Source organism: Paenibacillus sp. AK121, assembly GCF_019042715.1.
Taxonomy (GTDB): Bacteria; Bacillota; Bacilli; order Paenibacillales; family Paenibacillaceae; genus Paenibacillus; species Paenibacillus polymyxa_C.
This window is the reverse complement of record NZ_JAHPJM010000003.1, coordinates 108,345-121,343: the sequence shown is the minus strand read 5'-3', so window position 1 is coordinate 121,343 and position 12,999 is coordinate 108,345. Positions and strand designations below refer to the sequence as shown.

Sequence of the window (12,999 nt, the reverse complement as noted above, 5' to 3'; positions counted from 1 at the left end):
GCTATTAAATGAGGTGTAGACATGAGCTTATCGGAGCAATTTTTGCCAGCTTATCTGGAGGAAATGGTCGGTGACCGCTTTGGCCGATATTCCAAATATATAATTCAGGATCGGGCGATACCTGATGTACGGGATGGATTAAAGCCTGTGCAACGCCGAATACTGTACGCGATGTACGATTCGGGTAATACCCCGGAAAAAGCGTATCGCAAATCCGCCAAAACCGTTGGGGACGTTATGGGTAATTACCATCCTCATGGTGATTCATCTATTTACGATGGGATGGTACGGATGGCGCAACCTTGGAAAATGAGCCATGTACTGGTGGATGGCCACGGCAACTGGGGTTCTCAGGACGACGATCCTGCGGCAGCTATGCGTTACACGGAGGCACGCTTGTCTCCGATCGCAATGGAAATGCTGCGTGATATCGAAAAACGTACGGTTTTGTTCAAGGATAACTTTGATAACTCGGCAAAGGAACCTGTTGTGCTGCCATCCCGTTATCCTAATCTGTTGGTAAACGGATCCAGCGGGATTTCAGCTGGATTTGCAACGGAAATTCCAACTCATAGCTTGCGTGAGGTGATTGACGCCACCATCGCAGTGATGGAAAAGCCGCAGATCGAGCTAGAAGAGATTATGACCTTTATTAAAGGTCCGGATTTCCCGACTGGCGGACTCATTATGGGTGGCGAAGGCATCAAGGATGCTTACAGAACAGGCAAAGGACGTATTTATATCCGTTCCAAAACGGAAATTCAGTCTTTGCGTGGAGGCAAGCAGCAACTGGTTATTACAGAGATTCCATACCAGGTTGTTAAATCCAGGCTCGTAACCGCTATGGAAAACATCCGTTTGGAGAAAAAGGTAGAAGGGATTGCCGAGGTTCGTGACGAGAGCGGGCGAAATGGCCTGCGTATTGTTGTCGAGCTGAAGAAGGAAGCGGATGCAGAAGGTATTTTGGCATACCTGCTGAAAAAAACCGATCTCCAGGTGGCTTATAACTTCAATATGGTAGCCATCGTAAACAAAGCACCACACCAGCTTGGATTAAAGTCCATTTTGGAAGCGTATATAGCTCACCAGCGCGAGGTTGTCACAAACCGTATCAAGTTTGAACTGGAAAAGGCGGAGGATCGCGCACATGTACTGGAAGGTTTAGTCAAGGCGCTGAACATTCTGGATGAGGTCATCGCGGCTATTAAAGCTTCTAAAAATCGTCAGGATGCACAAAATAATTTGCAATGGATGTTTGGCTTTAGTGAACGACAAGCGGATTCCATTTTGACTCTGCAATTGTACCGTCTTACGAATCTTGAAATTACAACTCTCGAAAAAGAACTTACTGACATTCAAAAGAAAATTACTCAATATCGTTCTATTCTGGATAGCGACAGCAAGCTGATCAGTCTGATCCGCAAGGAACTGCTGGAAATTCGTGAAAAGTACGGTATTGACCGTCGCTCGGAGATACAGGGTGAGGTAGAAGAAATTAAGGTAAACCTGGAGGTCATGGTTGCGGCAGAGGATGTGTTGCTGACCCTCTCGAAAGATGGCTATGTGAAACGTACGAGTATGCTGTCGTTCACTCGCTCTGGCGGGGAACGTTCAAACTCAGGTGTTAAAGAAGGGGACTACATTACCCAGTTCCTTGACGTGAATACACTCGATGTGCTGCTCGTCTTCACCCAGCGTGGACAATACTTTTTGCTGCCTGTGCACCAGGTACCAGAGTATAAGTGGAAAGAGCCGGGCACTCCAATTGTCAATGTCATTTCGCTAGCGAAGGAAGATCGGATCGTAAGCGTTATTCCGATCAAAAATATGGAGGAAATCGGCAAAAGTCTGGTGTTTGTAACGAAGAAAGGACAGGTCAAACGAACAGAACTTACGGAGTATGCTACAAAACGCTCCAGTGCTGTAGCAGCCTGCAAGGTGGCTGGCGACGATGAGATACTATCAGTAACGTTAAGCGACAATAGCAAGGATATTATGTTGATTACCCGTGCAGGGATGAGCATACGTTTCAAGGAGCAAGAGGTTAATGCCATGGGCCGCGTTTCAGCGGGAGTCAAAGGTATACAACTGGCGGAAGGCGATGAAATTGTCGCAGCACTATGGGTAGAAGAGGATGAAGGAGAGGTGCTGGTACTGACCGAATCCGGTTACGGTAAGCGTACGCTACTGCTGGATTATCCTTCTCAGGGAAGAGGCGGTAAAGGAATCAGCACCTTCGAATTCAAGGAAGGCAAGCGGGTACGTTCGAACGGAACACGAATTGTGGCTGCTTTCTATTGTCGTGAAGCTGTTCAATTATTTGTCATCACATCAGAAGGGCAGACGATGTCCTTCCTTTCGGAAAAAGCTCCTTTAACCGACCGCAAGGATACAGGCAAGCTGCTGGCTCCTGTGGAGAAGAAGGACGAAATTGTAAATGTGCTGCCGCGTAGTGAACCTCAGAGTTCGCAGACAGTAGAATAATTGTAAAGTCAAGCGTTTTTTAGCTCGAAAAAGAGAGGTCCTCACGTGCCATTCCGGCACGAATGAGGACCTTTTTGCCGTCATGCTGTCGAACCTTGACCTGCCTCCAAATCCGAAGTGAGACTTCCTTCCCCTTTTCATTTGATGCTCCCAAAACGGCAGGAAACTGAAGGGAAATGGCGAAAATTTAATGTGATGAAATACAATCCGGACGGTGGCCCATACGGTAACATTGATGCTTTTACTGACCCTGTTATTCAAAGGAGTGAGGCAAAATGCAAACGACCGAATTTGCAAAAATCTGGTCCAGAATGGCTAAGGACTACAAGGTTCATATGGAGCAGCAACTAGCTCCATCACTAACTGAGGCTCAACTCACGGTGTTGGAGGTTCTGAACGAATACGGCCGCATGAAGCCGTCTCAACTTATCCCATATCTCGCCACCACACCTGCGGCAGTTACGATGCTATTGGATCGGATGGAGCGGAATCGACTGGTCACCCGGTTCAGAGACGTAAAGGACCGTAGAATTGTATGGATTGTTATTTCAGATCAAGGTAGAGAAGAAGTGGAGCGTGGATTGCAAATCAGGGACGATTTTCTGGGTTCTGCGCTAAACCGAATATCTCAGCACAATCAGAATTTGCTGGTTTATTTGTTGGGGAAAATTACAACGAAGTCGAAAACTGCTGTATCAGCCAGTGAAAACGAGGGAATAAAGGAACAAATAGAGCGAGCAGAATAGCTTTCTAAGGCGAATAGAAATGCGCGGGTAAATGCCGATCGTGGTATTCATTTCCGCGCTTTTTTGTGTTCAAGCATAGGTAGTATTTGGGGGAATGTTGACATTTACATAAGAGATGATAAAATAATAGTTATAAATAAATAACATTTCGTATACGAATAGTTACTAGTTTGTGTATATGGGTAAAGAATATGTATTGGGAAGAAGGATGGTTCTAGTGAGTGACAGAGAGGAAGACAGACTTGAGGTGTACCGGATTATTCAATCGGTAAGGGAGGTTAACAAGACAATATTTTATGCTTTCTGGAATGAGGAGCAGCATTTGGATCTGACGGCGATGCAGCACATGGCTTTGGCCATTCTAAATAAACGTCCCAATATTGGGTTATCCGAGCTGGCAGAGATAGCTCATGTGGGAAGCAGCTCTATGAGCGGGGTGGTTGACCGCTTGACCAAGGCGGGATATATCGCTCGTGGACGGCATGAGCATGATCGCAGATCTTTAGTACTGACGCTTACGCCAGAAGGAAAAGATATCATGCAAAAGGTAGACGCCATGTGGATGGAACGCGTCTTGCCAATTCTGGACATCCCGAAGGAGCAGCTAGAGTTGCTCTTGGATGTTCATAAACAAATGATCATGAAATTAACACCGAAGGGAATGAATCAACTTGAGCAGTCCTCAAATGACACTACCAGGTAATGTCCGCAGAGCACCCATTGTGGCCGCTCTGTTGATTGGCGCAATTGTTGCGATTTTAAACCAGACGTTGATAAGTGTGGCTTTACCGAAAATGATGAGTGATCTGAGTGTAGATGCCAATATAGCTCAGTGGCTTAGCACAGGTTTTATGCTCGTAAACGGGGTATTAATCCCGGTGACCGCATTCCTCATTGCCCGTTTCTCTACTCGTAAATTGTTTATTAGTGCGATGACTATTTTTTCAATCGGCACGCTGTTATGTGCAATAGCGCCGAGTTTTAGTATCTTGCTAATCGGTCGGCTTATTCAGGCTGCGGGTGCAGGGATTATGATGCCATTAATGATGGTCGTTATCTTGAACATTTACCCAATAGAGCGTCGTGGCCGTGCAATGGGAACGCTGGGGCTTGCGATGGGGTTTGCTCCAGCCATTGGACCAACCTTATCTGGTTATATAGTGCAGCATTATGACTGGCGAGTATTGTTCTGGATTATCCTGCCGATTTCCGTGATTTCGATTGTGATCGGATTTATTTTTCTGAAAAATGTAACCGAGCAATCCAAGCCTAAGCTGGACATTCTCAGTGTTATTTTGTCTACACTCGGTTTCGGCGGGCTGTTATACGGCTTTAGTGATGCTGGAACATCAGGTTGGGGAAGTATTCCAGTCCTGTCTACACTCATCGTCGGGACGATTGCGCTTATTTTATTTATTGTCCGACAACTGAAGGTAGATGAGCCTATGCTGGAGTTCCGTATCTTTAAATACGATGTGTACAGCTTGACGACAATCATTAATGTTATTGTGACGATGGCTCTGTACGCTGGTATGATATTGCTTCCGATTTATTTGCAAAATATTCGCGGATTTACACCGCTCCAGTCCGGCATGCTGATGTTACCGGGAGCGATTCTGATGGGGATCATGTCTCCTGTGACGGGAGCTATTTTTGACCGAATTGGAGCGCGCTGGCTGTCTGTAATTGGGTTGTTGATCATGACTGTAACGACATGGGAATTTACACGTTTAACCGAATCAACCACCTATTTGACACTCTTAATCAACTATACGGTACGGATGTTCGGGATGTCGTTGCTGATGATGCCGATCCAAACGGCCGGACTGAATCAGCTTCCACAACGATTGAATGCCCATGGTACAGCGATGGGCAATACGCTGCGTATGATTTCGGGCTCGATTGGGACAGCAATTCTAGTGACGGTGATGTCTACTCAAACCAGCAATCGTTTAACCACGATGGTTGCATCTGAAGGACTGAACGTTACGGACAAAGCAGGAATGCTGGCTGCTGGCAATCAAGCTACGATTTACGGTATTAACTCGGCTTTTATCATTGCTACACTATTGAGCGTGACGGCTTTGGTTTTAGCGTTTTTCATCAAAAATACGAATGCACAAAACGCTCGTTCCCGTCAACAGCTGATCAACAGCGAGAAGGGGAATACCGTGGCTTCCTCATCATAAGCATGGATACATTTTAATTTGCTTTTGTGAAAAAAGAGAACCCGCATTGCATGTTTGTTTACATGCAGTGCGGGTTCTTTGTAGTAAGTCTGCTCAATTTTCCGACGTAATCATCTTCTCATAAAGCGACAAGGGCCACTCACTCCAAGGAAATTGGACGGGAGGCAGTGAGTGGAAGCTCATCGCTTCCTTGCTGACCGGATGCGGTGCTCCAGCGAGCAAGGACCAGAGGGCCAGCTGTTGACCAGGACGGCTCAGATTACCGCCATATTTTTGGTCCCCATAGAGGGGACAGCCGATTGCCTGCATCTGTACGCGAATTTGGTGCGAGCGTCCGGTGTGTAGCTTAATTTCCACAAGACTGAGTCCAGCAGCCTGTCCGATAACGCGGTATTCCAAAATGGCTTCCTTGGCACCGGCCGTGCCGGGTCGAACCGTTTTGACCGTGTTGGTACGGCTGTCCTTTAGCAGGTAATGGGTTAGACGGCCTTGAAGAGCCGCAGGAACGCCATTCAGAACAGCTGTATACAGCTTGTGAAAATGACGACTTCGAACCGACTCTGACAGGCGAGAAGCAGCTTTGGACGTCTTAGCAAAAATCATGGCTCCGCCTACAGGCCGATCCAGCCTGTGAACTAAACCTAAAAAGACGTTACCAGGCTTATTGTGTCTGATTTTCAAATCTTCCTTGAGTAAAGACAGCAGATCGGGATCACCGCTGGCATCCTCCTGTGTCGGAACATTGACAGGCTTTACAACCGCCAGGACATGGTTGTCCTCATATAGTACGGGAATATTCGGCTGTGCATGCTCTTGCCGAGTAAGTTCATCTTGATTCATAAGAGGAATTAAGCCTCCCAGCGTCCGAGAATACCACAAGGCAAATTCAATCCTGAGCGTGTGATCGGCAATCCGATTTCACCAGCGCTAATTTGGCCCCCATACTTTTGTTGCATCGTCATGCTCAGCATGTTACGCAATACAGTAGGTGAAATACCCGTCGTGTAGGAGTTGATCAGCATAAACAAGGGTTGATCTGAAATGATGCTCATGCAGGATTCAAGGAACGGATATAAGCTTTCTTCAAGCTTCCAGGTTTCTCCATTAGGTCCACGTCCGTAAGAAGGAGGGTCCATAATAATGGCATCATAACGGTTGCCTCGACGTTGTTCCCGTTGCACGAACTTGAACACGTCGTCTGTAATGAAGCGCACCGGACGGTCAGCCAGACCGGACAATTGAACGTTTTCCTTTGCCCACTGCACCATACCTTTGGCGGCATCCACGTGAACTACACTAGCTCCGGCATACGCTGCGGCAGTCGTGGCCCCTCCTGTGTATGCAAACAGGTTCAGTACGGAAATAGGTCTGCCCGCGCCTTTAATTTTATCCATCATCCAGCTCCAGTTGGCTGCTTGCTCTGGGAAAAGGCCAGTATGCTTGAAGCTGGTCGGTTTAATGTGGAATTTAAGCGGTCCATAGCTAATCGTCCAGCGCTCGGGAATAGGCTTTTTCATATCCCATTGGCCTCCCCCGGAAGAGCTGCGGTGATAATGCCCATGAACATTCCGCCATTCCGCTGTTTCCTGGGTCAAAGGCCATATAATTTGCGGATCGGGACGACGCAGGACAATATTGCCCCAACGTTCCAGCTTTTCACCACCGCCTGTATCCATTACTTCATAGTCTTTCCACTCTTGTGCTACATACATGTACAATCCATCCTTCAGCAGTCAATTCAGGATTTAGGCAGTAAGCTGCGTAAAATCCCCATATGGAGTCTATTGTACAACAAACCTTAGCAACAATCGAATGATTCCATGAATAAGTAAGTAGTTAGACAGAGCAAAAATATTTTTTTCGGATGTACTTGTAATTAGAGCGCTTCCATATTAAAATGAAATCAATCCCACTTGTACGTACAACTATCCGATTTTCATTCTATTTGTGAAGAGGGGATTCAGTTGTACGTACATAATATTTTTACATCTATCCATAGATTCTAATTGTGAAAAGTCGCATATAATGCGACTTTTTTGCGTATATGTTTACCAAAATACAGTTGATAATTGAAATTTGTATTTGACAATGAGAATCATTATCAAATATTATTTGAGTAATAGGGAATGAAAGCATCCCATATTTCAAATAAAGGTGAGGGATGAACTTGGGTAAAATCATGATTGCTTATGCTAGCATGACCGGTAATACAGAGGAAATCGCGGAATTGATCGCCGAGGGTGTTCGTCAGGCAGGGCATGAGGCGGAGTTGAAGGCTTCGTATGATTGCAGCGCGCAAGAATTACTTGCATATGATGGATTCCTTTTGGGTGTATATACATGGGGAGATGGTGAGCTTCCTGATGAATTTTTAGATTTTTATGAGGAACTAGACGAGCTTGATCTGTCTGGTAAAAAGACTGCTGTATTTGGCAGTGGAGATACATCTTATACACAATTCTGTGGCGCAGTGGACTTAGTAGAGGAAAAAGTCAAAGAACGCGGCGCATCGGTCATTCAGGAGAGTCTGAAGATTGAATTCAATCCACTCGATGATGAGAAGGAGAATTGCCGGGCTTACGGAAGACAATTTGCGCAGGCTGGTATTGGAGTGTCCTGAGAAGAGAGTGAGGGATAGGTATGCGCAATAGCGATAGCTTAAGCGGCTTTCCTCTTCTGCACGACTATCAGCTTGAGGAGATGTGGAGAACTCCGCAGCCAATCCGTCAATCACAGAGAAAACGAGGGCGTGAGCGTTGGAATTGGCGGCAACGGGTTCAATATGCGATAGGGCATGCGCTGAACGAATACTTTGGAATGGAAGTAGAGGTACGGCGAGAAGTCCCTGTCCAGTATGTGCTGGAGAAGTGGTGGCCTAAGCAGTCGAACAGTTTTGAATCCTTGTTCCATTACTGGGATGTCAAAAATAAAGTGTCAGGCGAGTTGTCAAAAATATGTGCCTTAAATAATGACTTATTGGTGCCTGTGATGTTGTATGAACAATTTTGTACAGCGGTGCCTGAGTTGGAGGTCGACATTTCGCTGATTATTCAGGCAGCCTGGCAACAATCAGAACAAGCAGATTCATTACTGATTCAAAAGTATATGGTGGACTACAACCCTAACGTTATTAGTACTTTTCAACATTTAACAAATGTATTTTGTTACTATGCATTTGGAGCTCTTCCTCAGCTTATCGAAGTATACTGTCTGCTAGAAGGCAAGAAGGTTCGTTTTCTTCCTGGCTCGGCTTCTTTACAGCAATCTTTGGATTACGTACGACTATTAAAAGACTCCAGAGAGGATATGCATGGGATGGCAGAACGCTGTCGTTGTAGGGGATGTATGGGGCAGCAAGGTTCTCAGCAGAACAGAGCGAATAAGGACAAAAAGGAAGAGCGAGAGGCGAAAAACTGTAGGGATCGGTCATTTGGACCTACGCTTTTCTCTTAGGTTTATTGTGTGAACCTTTAAATGTAAACTATCCCTTTTCATGAAAGAGCCTTGGAAACAAGGTTCTTTTTTGTGAAAAAAAATTCTGAAAAAACTGAAAATTTATATTGCCTGAATAGATAAATATATCTATAATATTTCAATGTACAATAGTTATATGAAAATATTTAAATATAATAAAGACGGTTTGTGGACTATGGATCAGCTTGTCCTACGTACATAAATAAGTCCTGTCTTGTGCATGGCTTGCTGCCATGTGTTTATTTATGCTCTAGATTTGGTTTAATGCCCTAATATTTCAATTTTAAAATATTAGCGTTGAATAATAAAAATTTTTTGGACAACAGGGGTGGAACAAGTGAGTAAGAAAACTGTATTGCCGATTCTCATCGTGCTGCTCATTCTGAGTGGTGGAGCTATTGGCTACTATTATTGGTATCAGGCAACACACTTTGTTAAAAGTGACGATGCGCGCATTCAAGCCGATCAGTATAAGGTGATGCCGCAAATTTCCGGTGAGATTAGCCACATTGATGTTGAAGAAGGCGATGTGCTGCAACGCAATGAACCGATTGCCGAACAGGATGTATCAGGACTGGATGCAAGCATGATTAGCAAGTCTGTGCTGCGTGCGCCGATTAACGGAACTGTTATTAAGATTTATTCGAAAGAACATGAAATTGGAACACCGGGTAGTGCTGTAGCGACTATGGTTGATATGAACAACCTGTATGTATCCACGAATATTGAAGAAACCGATATTAACCGTATTAAACCAGGACAGCTTGTTGACATTACGCTTGATGCAGCAGGCGATCAGGTCATTCAGGGTAAGGTTCGTAAAGTGGGCGAAGCTTCCAATGCAGTGTTTTCGCTCGTTCCTGCTGTGAACACAAGTGGTAACTTTAATAAGGTGACTCAACGTGTACCTGTAGAAATTGCTGTGAACAAGCCGAAGGACATGAAGCTTATCCCTGGAACGAACGTGGAAGTAAAAATTCATACATCTTAAAAAGGAGGGGTCCATGTGGCTGCCAATGAAACTGCTGCTGCTCCTTCGACAGATTCTTCCAAAGAACGCTGGCTTGCCTTTTTTGCTATCGTTTTAGGCGCCTTTGTCGCCATTCTGAACAACAGTCTGATCAATGTCGCCATTCCACGATTGACGACGGATTTAGGGTCAACGACGACACGTATTCAGTGGGTTATTACAGGTTACACGCTTGCATCCGGCGTAATCGTCCCGATTACCGGATATATGGAGCAGCGTATCGGATACAAAAAGTTTTTGATTCTTGCGCTCAGCGTGTTCTCGCTGGGGACAGGAATATGTATTTTTGCATGGAGTGATTCTTCCCTGATTGCAGCGCGTGTATTAGCTGGTCTGGGCGGCGGTGTCATTATGCCGCTGAGTATGACGATTATTTACAAAATTATGCCGCGTGAACAAATCGGGATGTCCCTTGGTATATGGGGGATCGCTGCAATGGCCGCACCAGCTGTAGGGCCTACGCTGAGTGGCTACTTAATTGAATGGTTTAACTGGCGTTTCTTGTTTATTGTCAGTCTGCCGGTTGCTTTATTTGCCATTTTAATGGTCATCCTTCTCATCAAGGAGCCGCCTAAGGTTACGCCGAAACCGTTTGATCTGCCAGGATTTTTACTGGCGGCAACCTGTGCAGGAACACTCTTGTACGCACTGACAAACGGCCAGCGTGATGGCTGGACTTCTTTTGGGATTGTATCTCTGCTGTTTATTTCTTTCTGGGCACTTGTCTTTCTCATCTATGTAGAAAGTGGCAAGGATAATGCTGTAATTGAAATTTCATTATTCAAGAATTCAAAATATACGATTAGTGTTATCGCCTCCAGTCTGGTCATGATGGGGATGTACGGAGGAACGTTCCTAACACCGTTGTTTTTGCAAAATATTCAGCGCGTGTCACCGATTGATACTGGTATTATCCTCATTCCACAGGCCATTGCCATGGCGGCGATGATGCCTATTGCCGGGAAGCTGTTCGATAAGTTCGGCATTGTGCCTTTGGGACTTGTGGGCCTGACGTTAACCAGCTTTATGACCTATCATCTTCATCAGCTTACGCCAGATACTTCGCATGCCTGGTTGGAAACCGTAATGGCATTACGGGGTCTGGGAATTGGTATTTGCATGATGCCATTGTCCACGGTCGGCATGAATGCTGTTCATCCGAGCAAGGTAGCCAATGCGTCTACAGCGTCCAATCTGGTACGTACCGTGGCTGCATCTATGGCGATTGCGGTACTGACCGCCATTATGCAAAGCCGTTCAGCTGCCCATGCCCAGCAAATTTCGGAGTCCATTACACAAGACTCGGCTCATACGCTACAAGCGACATTGGGTAGCTCATGGATGTCATCCATAAGTAGTTTAATCACACTGGATGCTACATCGAGAGGAATTGGGGATACGTTCCTCATTTCATCTATACCGCTGTTTTGCACGATTCCACTCATCTTTTTGTTTATTCAGAGGAAGAAAGCAAAGACACAGCCGGAAGCTTAAAAAAGAGAAATACAAAAATATCGACTGGATGGCTTACATTATTTCCACGGACAGAAAGAAAGGGAATTATCATGAAAATATTGAGAGTAGAAAGTACATTAGCGGCTTTAGTCCTCGGCGGCGCAGTGCTGGCAGGCTGCTCCAGTAATAGCGGAGCGGCTCAGGACATGGTCGTACCGGTTAAAATTAGTCAAGCACAGCAGGGGATTATCGGACAGGGCAATATTTATACAGGTACGGTAACTCCTTCGGAAACAGTCAATATTGTGCCTAAAGTAGGCGGTAAAGTGGTTGAGCTGCCTGTGGATATTGGTTCTGAGGTTAAAAAGGGTCAAGTACTATTCAAGCTTGACGATAAGGATATGCGTAACAATGTTGCAAAAGCCCGTGCCGCCGCAGCAGCAGCAGCAGCAGGCGTAAGCACCGCTCAAGCATCCCATGAATCAACGATGGTTCAAGCAACTTCGGGCTTAGTGCAGTCCAAAAGCGGTGTGATTCAATCCCAAAGTGCAATCAATCAGGCTCAGGGAGCTATTAATCAAGCAACTACAGCCGTAGAACAAGCGACACATAGTGTCTCCTCGGCAGCCAATACGGTGAAACAAACACAGCAAGCATTGGCAGATGCACAAAAGAATGTAACCCGTACACAAAGTCTGTTTGATGCTGGTGCGAGCACCCAAGCACAATTAGAACAAGCAAAAACCGCAGTTGTGAATGCGGAAGCGGCTTATAATAATGCACAAAATGCGCAGGCTAATGCAAAAGATCAATTGATAGCGGCTCAAAAGGCCCTAACTACAGCCCGCAACAGCTATGATACAGCAAAAAATAGCTACAGTAATGCTAACAGCGGCTACAGCAATGCGCAAAATCAACTTAAAGTATCTCAAAATACGGCTGGCATCGAGTCTAGCCAACAATCTCTTAAGCAGGCACAACTGAATGTAAACATTGCTCAGGATGCATTGGATGACACCGTTGTTACATCACCGATCAACGGTATTGTGGGTACGAAAAATGCAGAAGTGGGCGAAATGGTATCCGCTCAGTCTCCTGCGCTTGTCATTGCTAACCTGAGTACGGTCAATACATTGATCTATGTCCCTGCGGAACAGATCAACAATGTAAAAGCAGGTGACAAGGTACAGGTTCGTGTTGCAGCTTCCAACATTGTAACAACAGGTACAGTCAAAAATGTAAGCCCGTTGGATGCAAGCGGAAAAGGCTATCCTGTAAAAATCTCAGTAGCCAATCCAGATATGAAACTGAAATCCGGCATGTTGGCTGATATCAGCTTTGTCGCTGCCAATGCGCAAGAAGGTATTGTTGTTCCTACTGCGGCAGTGCAAAAGGATCAAGGTAAAGAATATGTATATGTGGTAAACGGCGACCATGCGAAACGCAAGGAAGTGAAGACTGTTCAAACGACAGGTTCACAAACACTCATTACCAGTGGCTTGAGCAAGGAAGAGAATGTGATCGTGAATAATCTGGCATTGCTGTCCGATAACTCACCGATTACAATTACCCAATAACTTGGTTCTAAACTTGCGTTCTTTATAATAGTAGAAATTTATTA

General features: G+C 45.5%; 11 protein-coding genes. 9 read left to right on the top strand and 2 right to left on the bottom strand.

The window, feature by feature from the left end:
- Nucleotides 1–21: 21 nt before the first annotated feature.
- The 4 genes from gyrA (at nucleotide 22) to KSP24_RS06805 (ending at nucleotide 5,419) form a co-directional block, all read left to right on the top strand.
- Entirely contained in the window at nucleotides 22–2,484 is a 2,463-nt protein-coding gene (gene gyrA, locus KSP24_RS06820; RefSeq protein ID WP_216974776.1) for a DNA gyrase subunit A, read from the top strand.
- A 275-nt stretch (nucleotides 2,485–2,759) separates the two neighbouring features.
- A complete protein-coding gene (locus KSP24_RS06815; RefSeq protein ID WP_013371578.1) occupies nucleotides 2,760–3,230 on the top strand; it encodes a MarR family winged helix-turn-helix transcriptional regulator in 471 nt (156 codons plus the stop codon).
- Nucleotides 3,231–3,447: 217 nt separating this feature from the next.
- A complete protein-coding gene (locus tag KSP24_RS06810) occupies nucleotides 3,448–3,933 on the top strand; it encodes a MarR family winged helix-turn-helix transcriptional regulator (RefSeq protein WP_013371577.1) in 486 nt (161 codons plus the stop codon).
- Nucleotides 3,917–5,419: a DHA2 family efflux MFS transporter permease subunit gene (locus KSP24_RS06805; protein ID WP_216974918.1), complete on the top strand. Its 1,503-nt coding sequence runs from the start codon at nucleotides 3,917–3,919 to the stop codon at nucleotides 5,417–5,419. Before KSP24_RS06810 ends, KSP24_RS06805 begins: the two co-directional genes overlap by 17 nt.
- Nucleotides 5,420–5,512: 93 nt before the next feature.
- Here the strand turns inward: KSP24_RS06805 and KSP24_RS06800 are convergent, their stop codons facing one another.
- Entirely contained in the window at nucleotides 5,513–6,259 is a 747-nt protein-coding gene (locus tag KSP24_RS06800; RefSeq protein ID WP_013371575.1) for an RluA family pseudouridine synthase, read from the bottom strand.
- Nucleotides 6,260–6,267: 8 nt separating this feature from the next.
- Nucleotides 6,268–7,131 (bottom strand): class I SAM-dependent methyltransferase, encoded by an 864-nt coding sequence (locus tag KSP24_RS06795; RefSeq protein WP_013371574.1) that lies wholly within the window; start codon nucleotides 7,129–7,131, stop codon nucleotides 6,268–6,270.
- Nucleotides 7,132–7,580: 449 nt separating this feature from the next.
- Between KSP24_RS06795 and KSP24_RS06790 the strand changes: the two genes are divergently transcribed.
- From KSP24_RS06790 to KSP24_RS06770, 5 genes are all read left to right on the top strand, one after another.
- The gene (locus KSP24_RS06790; RefSeq protein ID WP_016822119.1) at nucleotides 7,581–8,039 is read left to right on the top strand and encodes a flavodoxin; all 459 of its coding nucleotides are present in this window, start codon (nucleotides 7,581–7,583) and stop codon (nucleotides 8,037–8,039) included.
- Nucleotides 8,040–8,059: 20 nt separating this feature from the next.
- Nucleotides 8,060–8,872, top strand: coding sequence for a hypothetical protein (locus KSP24_RS06785; RefSeq protein WP_040103531.1), 813 nt, complete (start codon nucleotides 8,060–8,062; stop codon nucleotides 8,870–8,872).
- 358 nt (nucleotides 8,873–9,230) lie between these two features.
- On the top strand, nucleotides 9,231–9,884 hold the full coding sequence (locus KSP24_RS06780; protein ID WP_013371571.1) for an HlyD family secretion protein: 654 nt from the start codon (nucleotides 9,231–9,233) through the stop codon (nucleotides 9,882–9,884).
- Nucleotides 9,885–9,899: 15 nt separating this feature from the next.
- On the top strand, nucleotides 9,900–11,417 hold the full coding sequence (locus tag KSP24_RS06775) for a DHA2 family efflux MFS transporter permease subunit (RefSeq protein WP_016822117.1): 1,518 nt from the start codon (nucleotides 9,900–9,902) through the stop codon (nucleotides 11,415–11,417).
- 71 nt (nucleotides 11,418–11,488) lie between these two features.
- Nucleotides 11,489–12,955, top strand: coding sequence for an efflux RND transporter periplasmic adaptor subunit (locus tag KSP24_RS06770; RefSeq protein WP_216974775.1), 1,467 nt, complete (start codon nucleotides 11,489–11,491; stop codon nucleotides 12,953–12,955).
- Nucleotides 12,956–12,999: the final 44 nt, after the last annotated feature.

What these genes read in the sequence shown, in the direction of transcription:
- gyrA (WP_216974776.1), top strand. Translation starts at nt 22, where the DNA reads ATGAGCTTATCGGAGCAATTTTTGCCAGCTTATCTGGAGGAAATGGTC.
- KSP24_RS06815 (WP_013371578.1), top strand. Translation starts at nt 2,760, where the DNA reads ATGCAAACGACCGAATTTGCAAAAATCTGGTCCAGAATGGCTAAGGAC.
- KSP24_RS06805 (WP_216974918.1), top strand. Translation starts at nt 3,917, where the DNA reads ATGACACTACCAGGTAATGTCCGCAGAGCACCCATTGTGGCCGCTCTG.
- KSP24_RS06800 (WP_013371575.1), bottom strand. Translation starts at nt 6,259, where the DNA reads ATGAATCAAGATGAACTTACTCGGCAAGAGCATGCACAGCCGAATATT.
- KSP24_RS06795 (WP_013371574.1), bottom strand. Translation starts at nt 7,131, where the DNA reads ATGTATGTAGCACAAGAGTGGAAAGACTATGAAGTAATGGATACAGGC.
- KSP24_RS06790 (WP_016822119.1), top strand. Translation starts at nt 7,581, where the DNA reads ATGAACTTGGGTAAAATCATGATTGCTTATGCTAGCATGACCGGTAAT.
- KSP24_RS06785 (WP_040103531.1), top strand. Translation starts at nt 8,060, where the DNA reads ATGCGCAATAGCGATAGCTTAAGCGGCTTTCCTCTTCTGCACGACTAT.
- KSP24_RS06770 (WP_216974775.1), top strand. Translation starts at nt 11,489, where the DNA reads ATGAAAATATTGAGAGTAGAAAGTACATTAGCGGCTTTAGTCCTCGGC.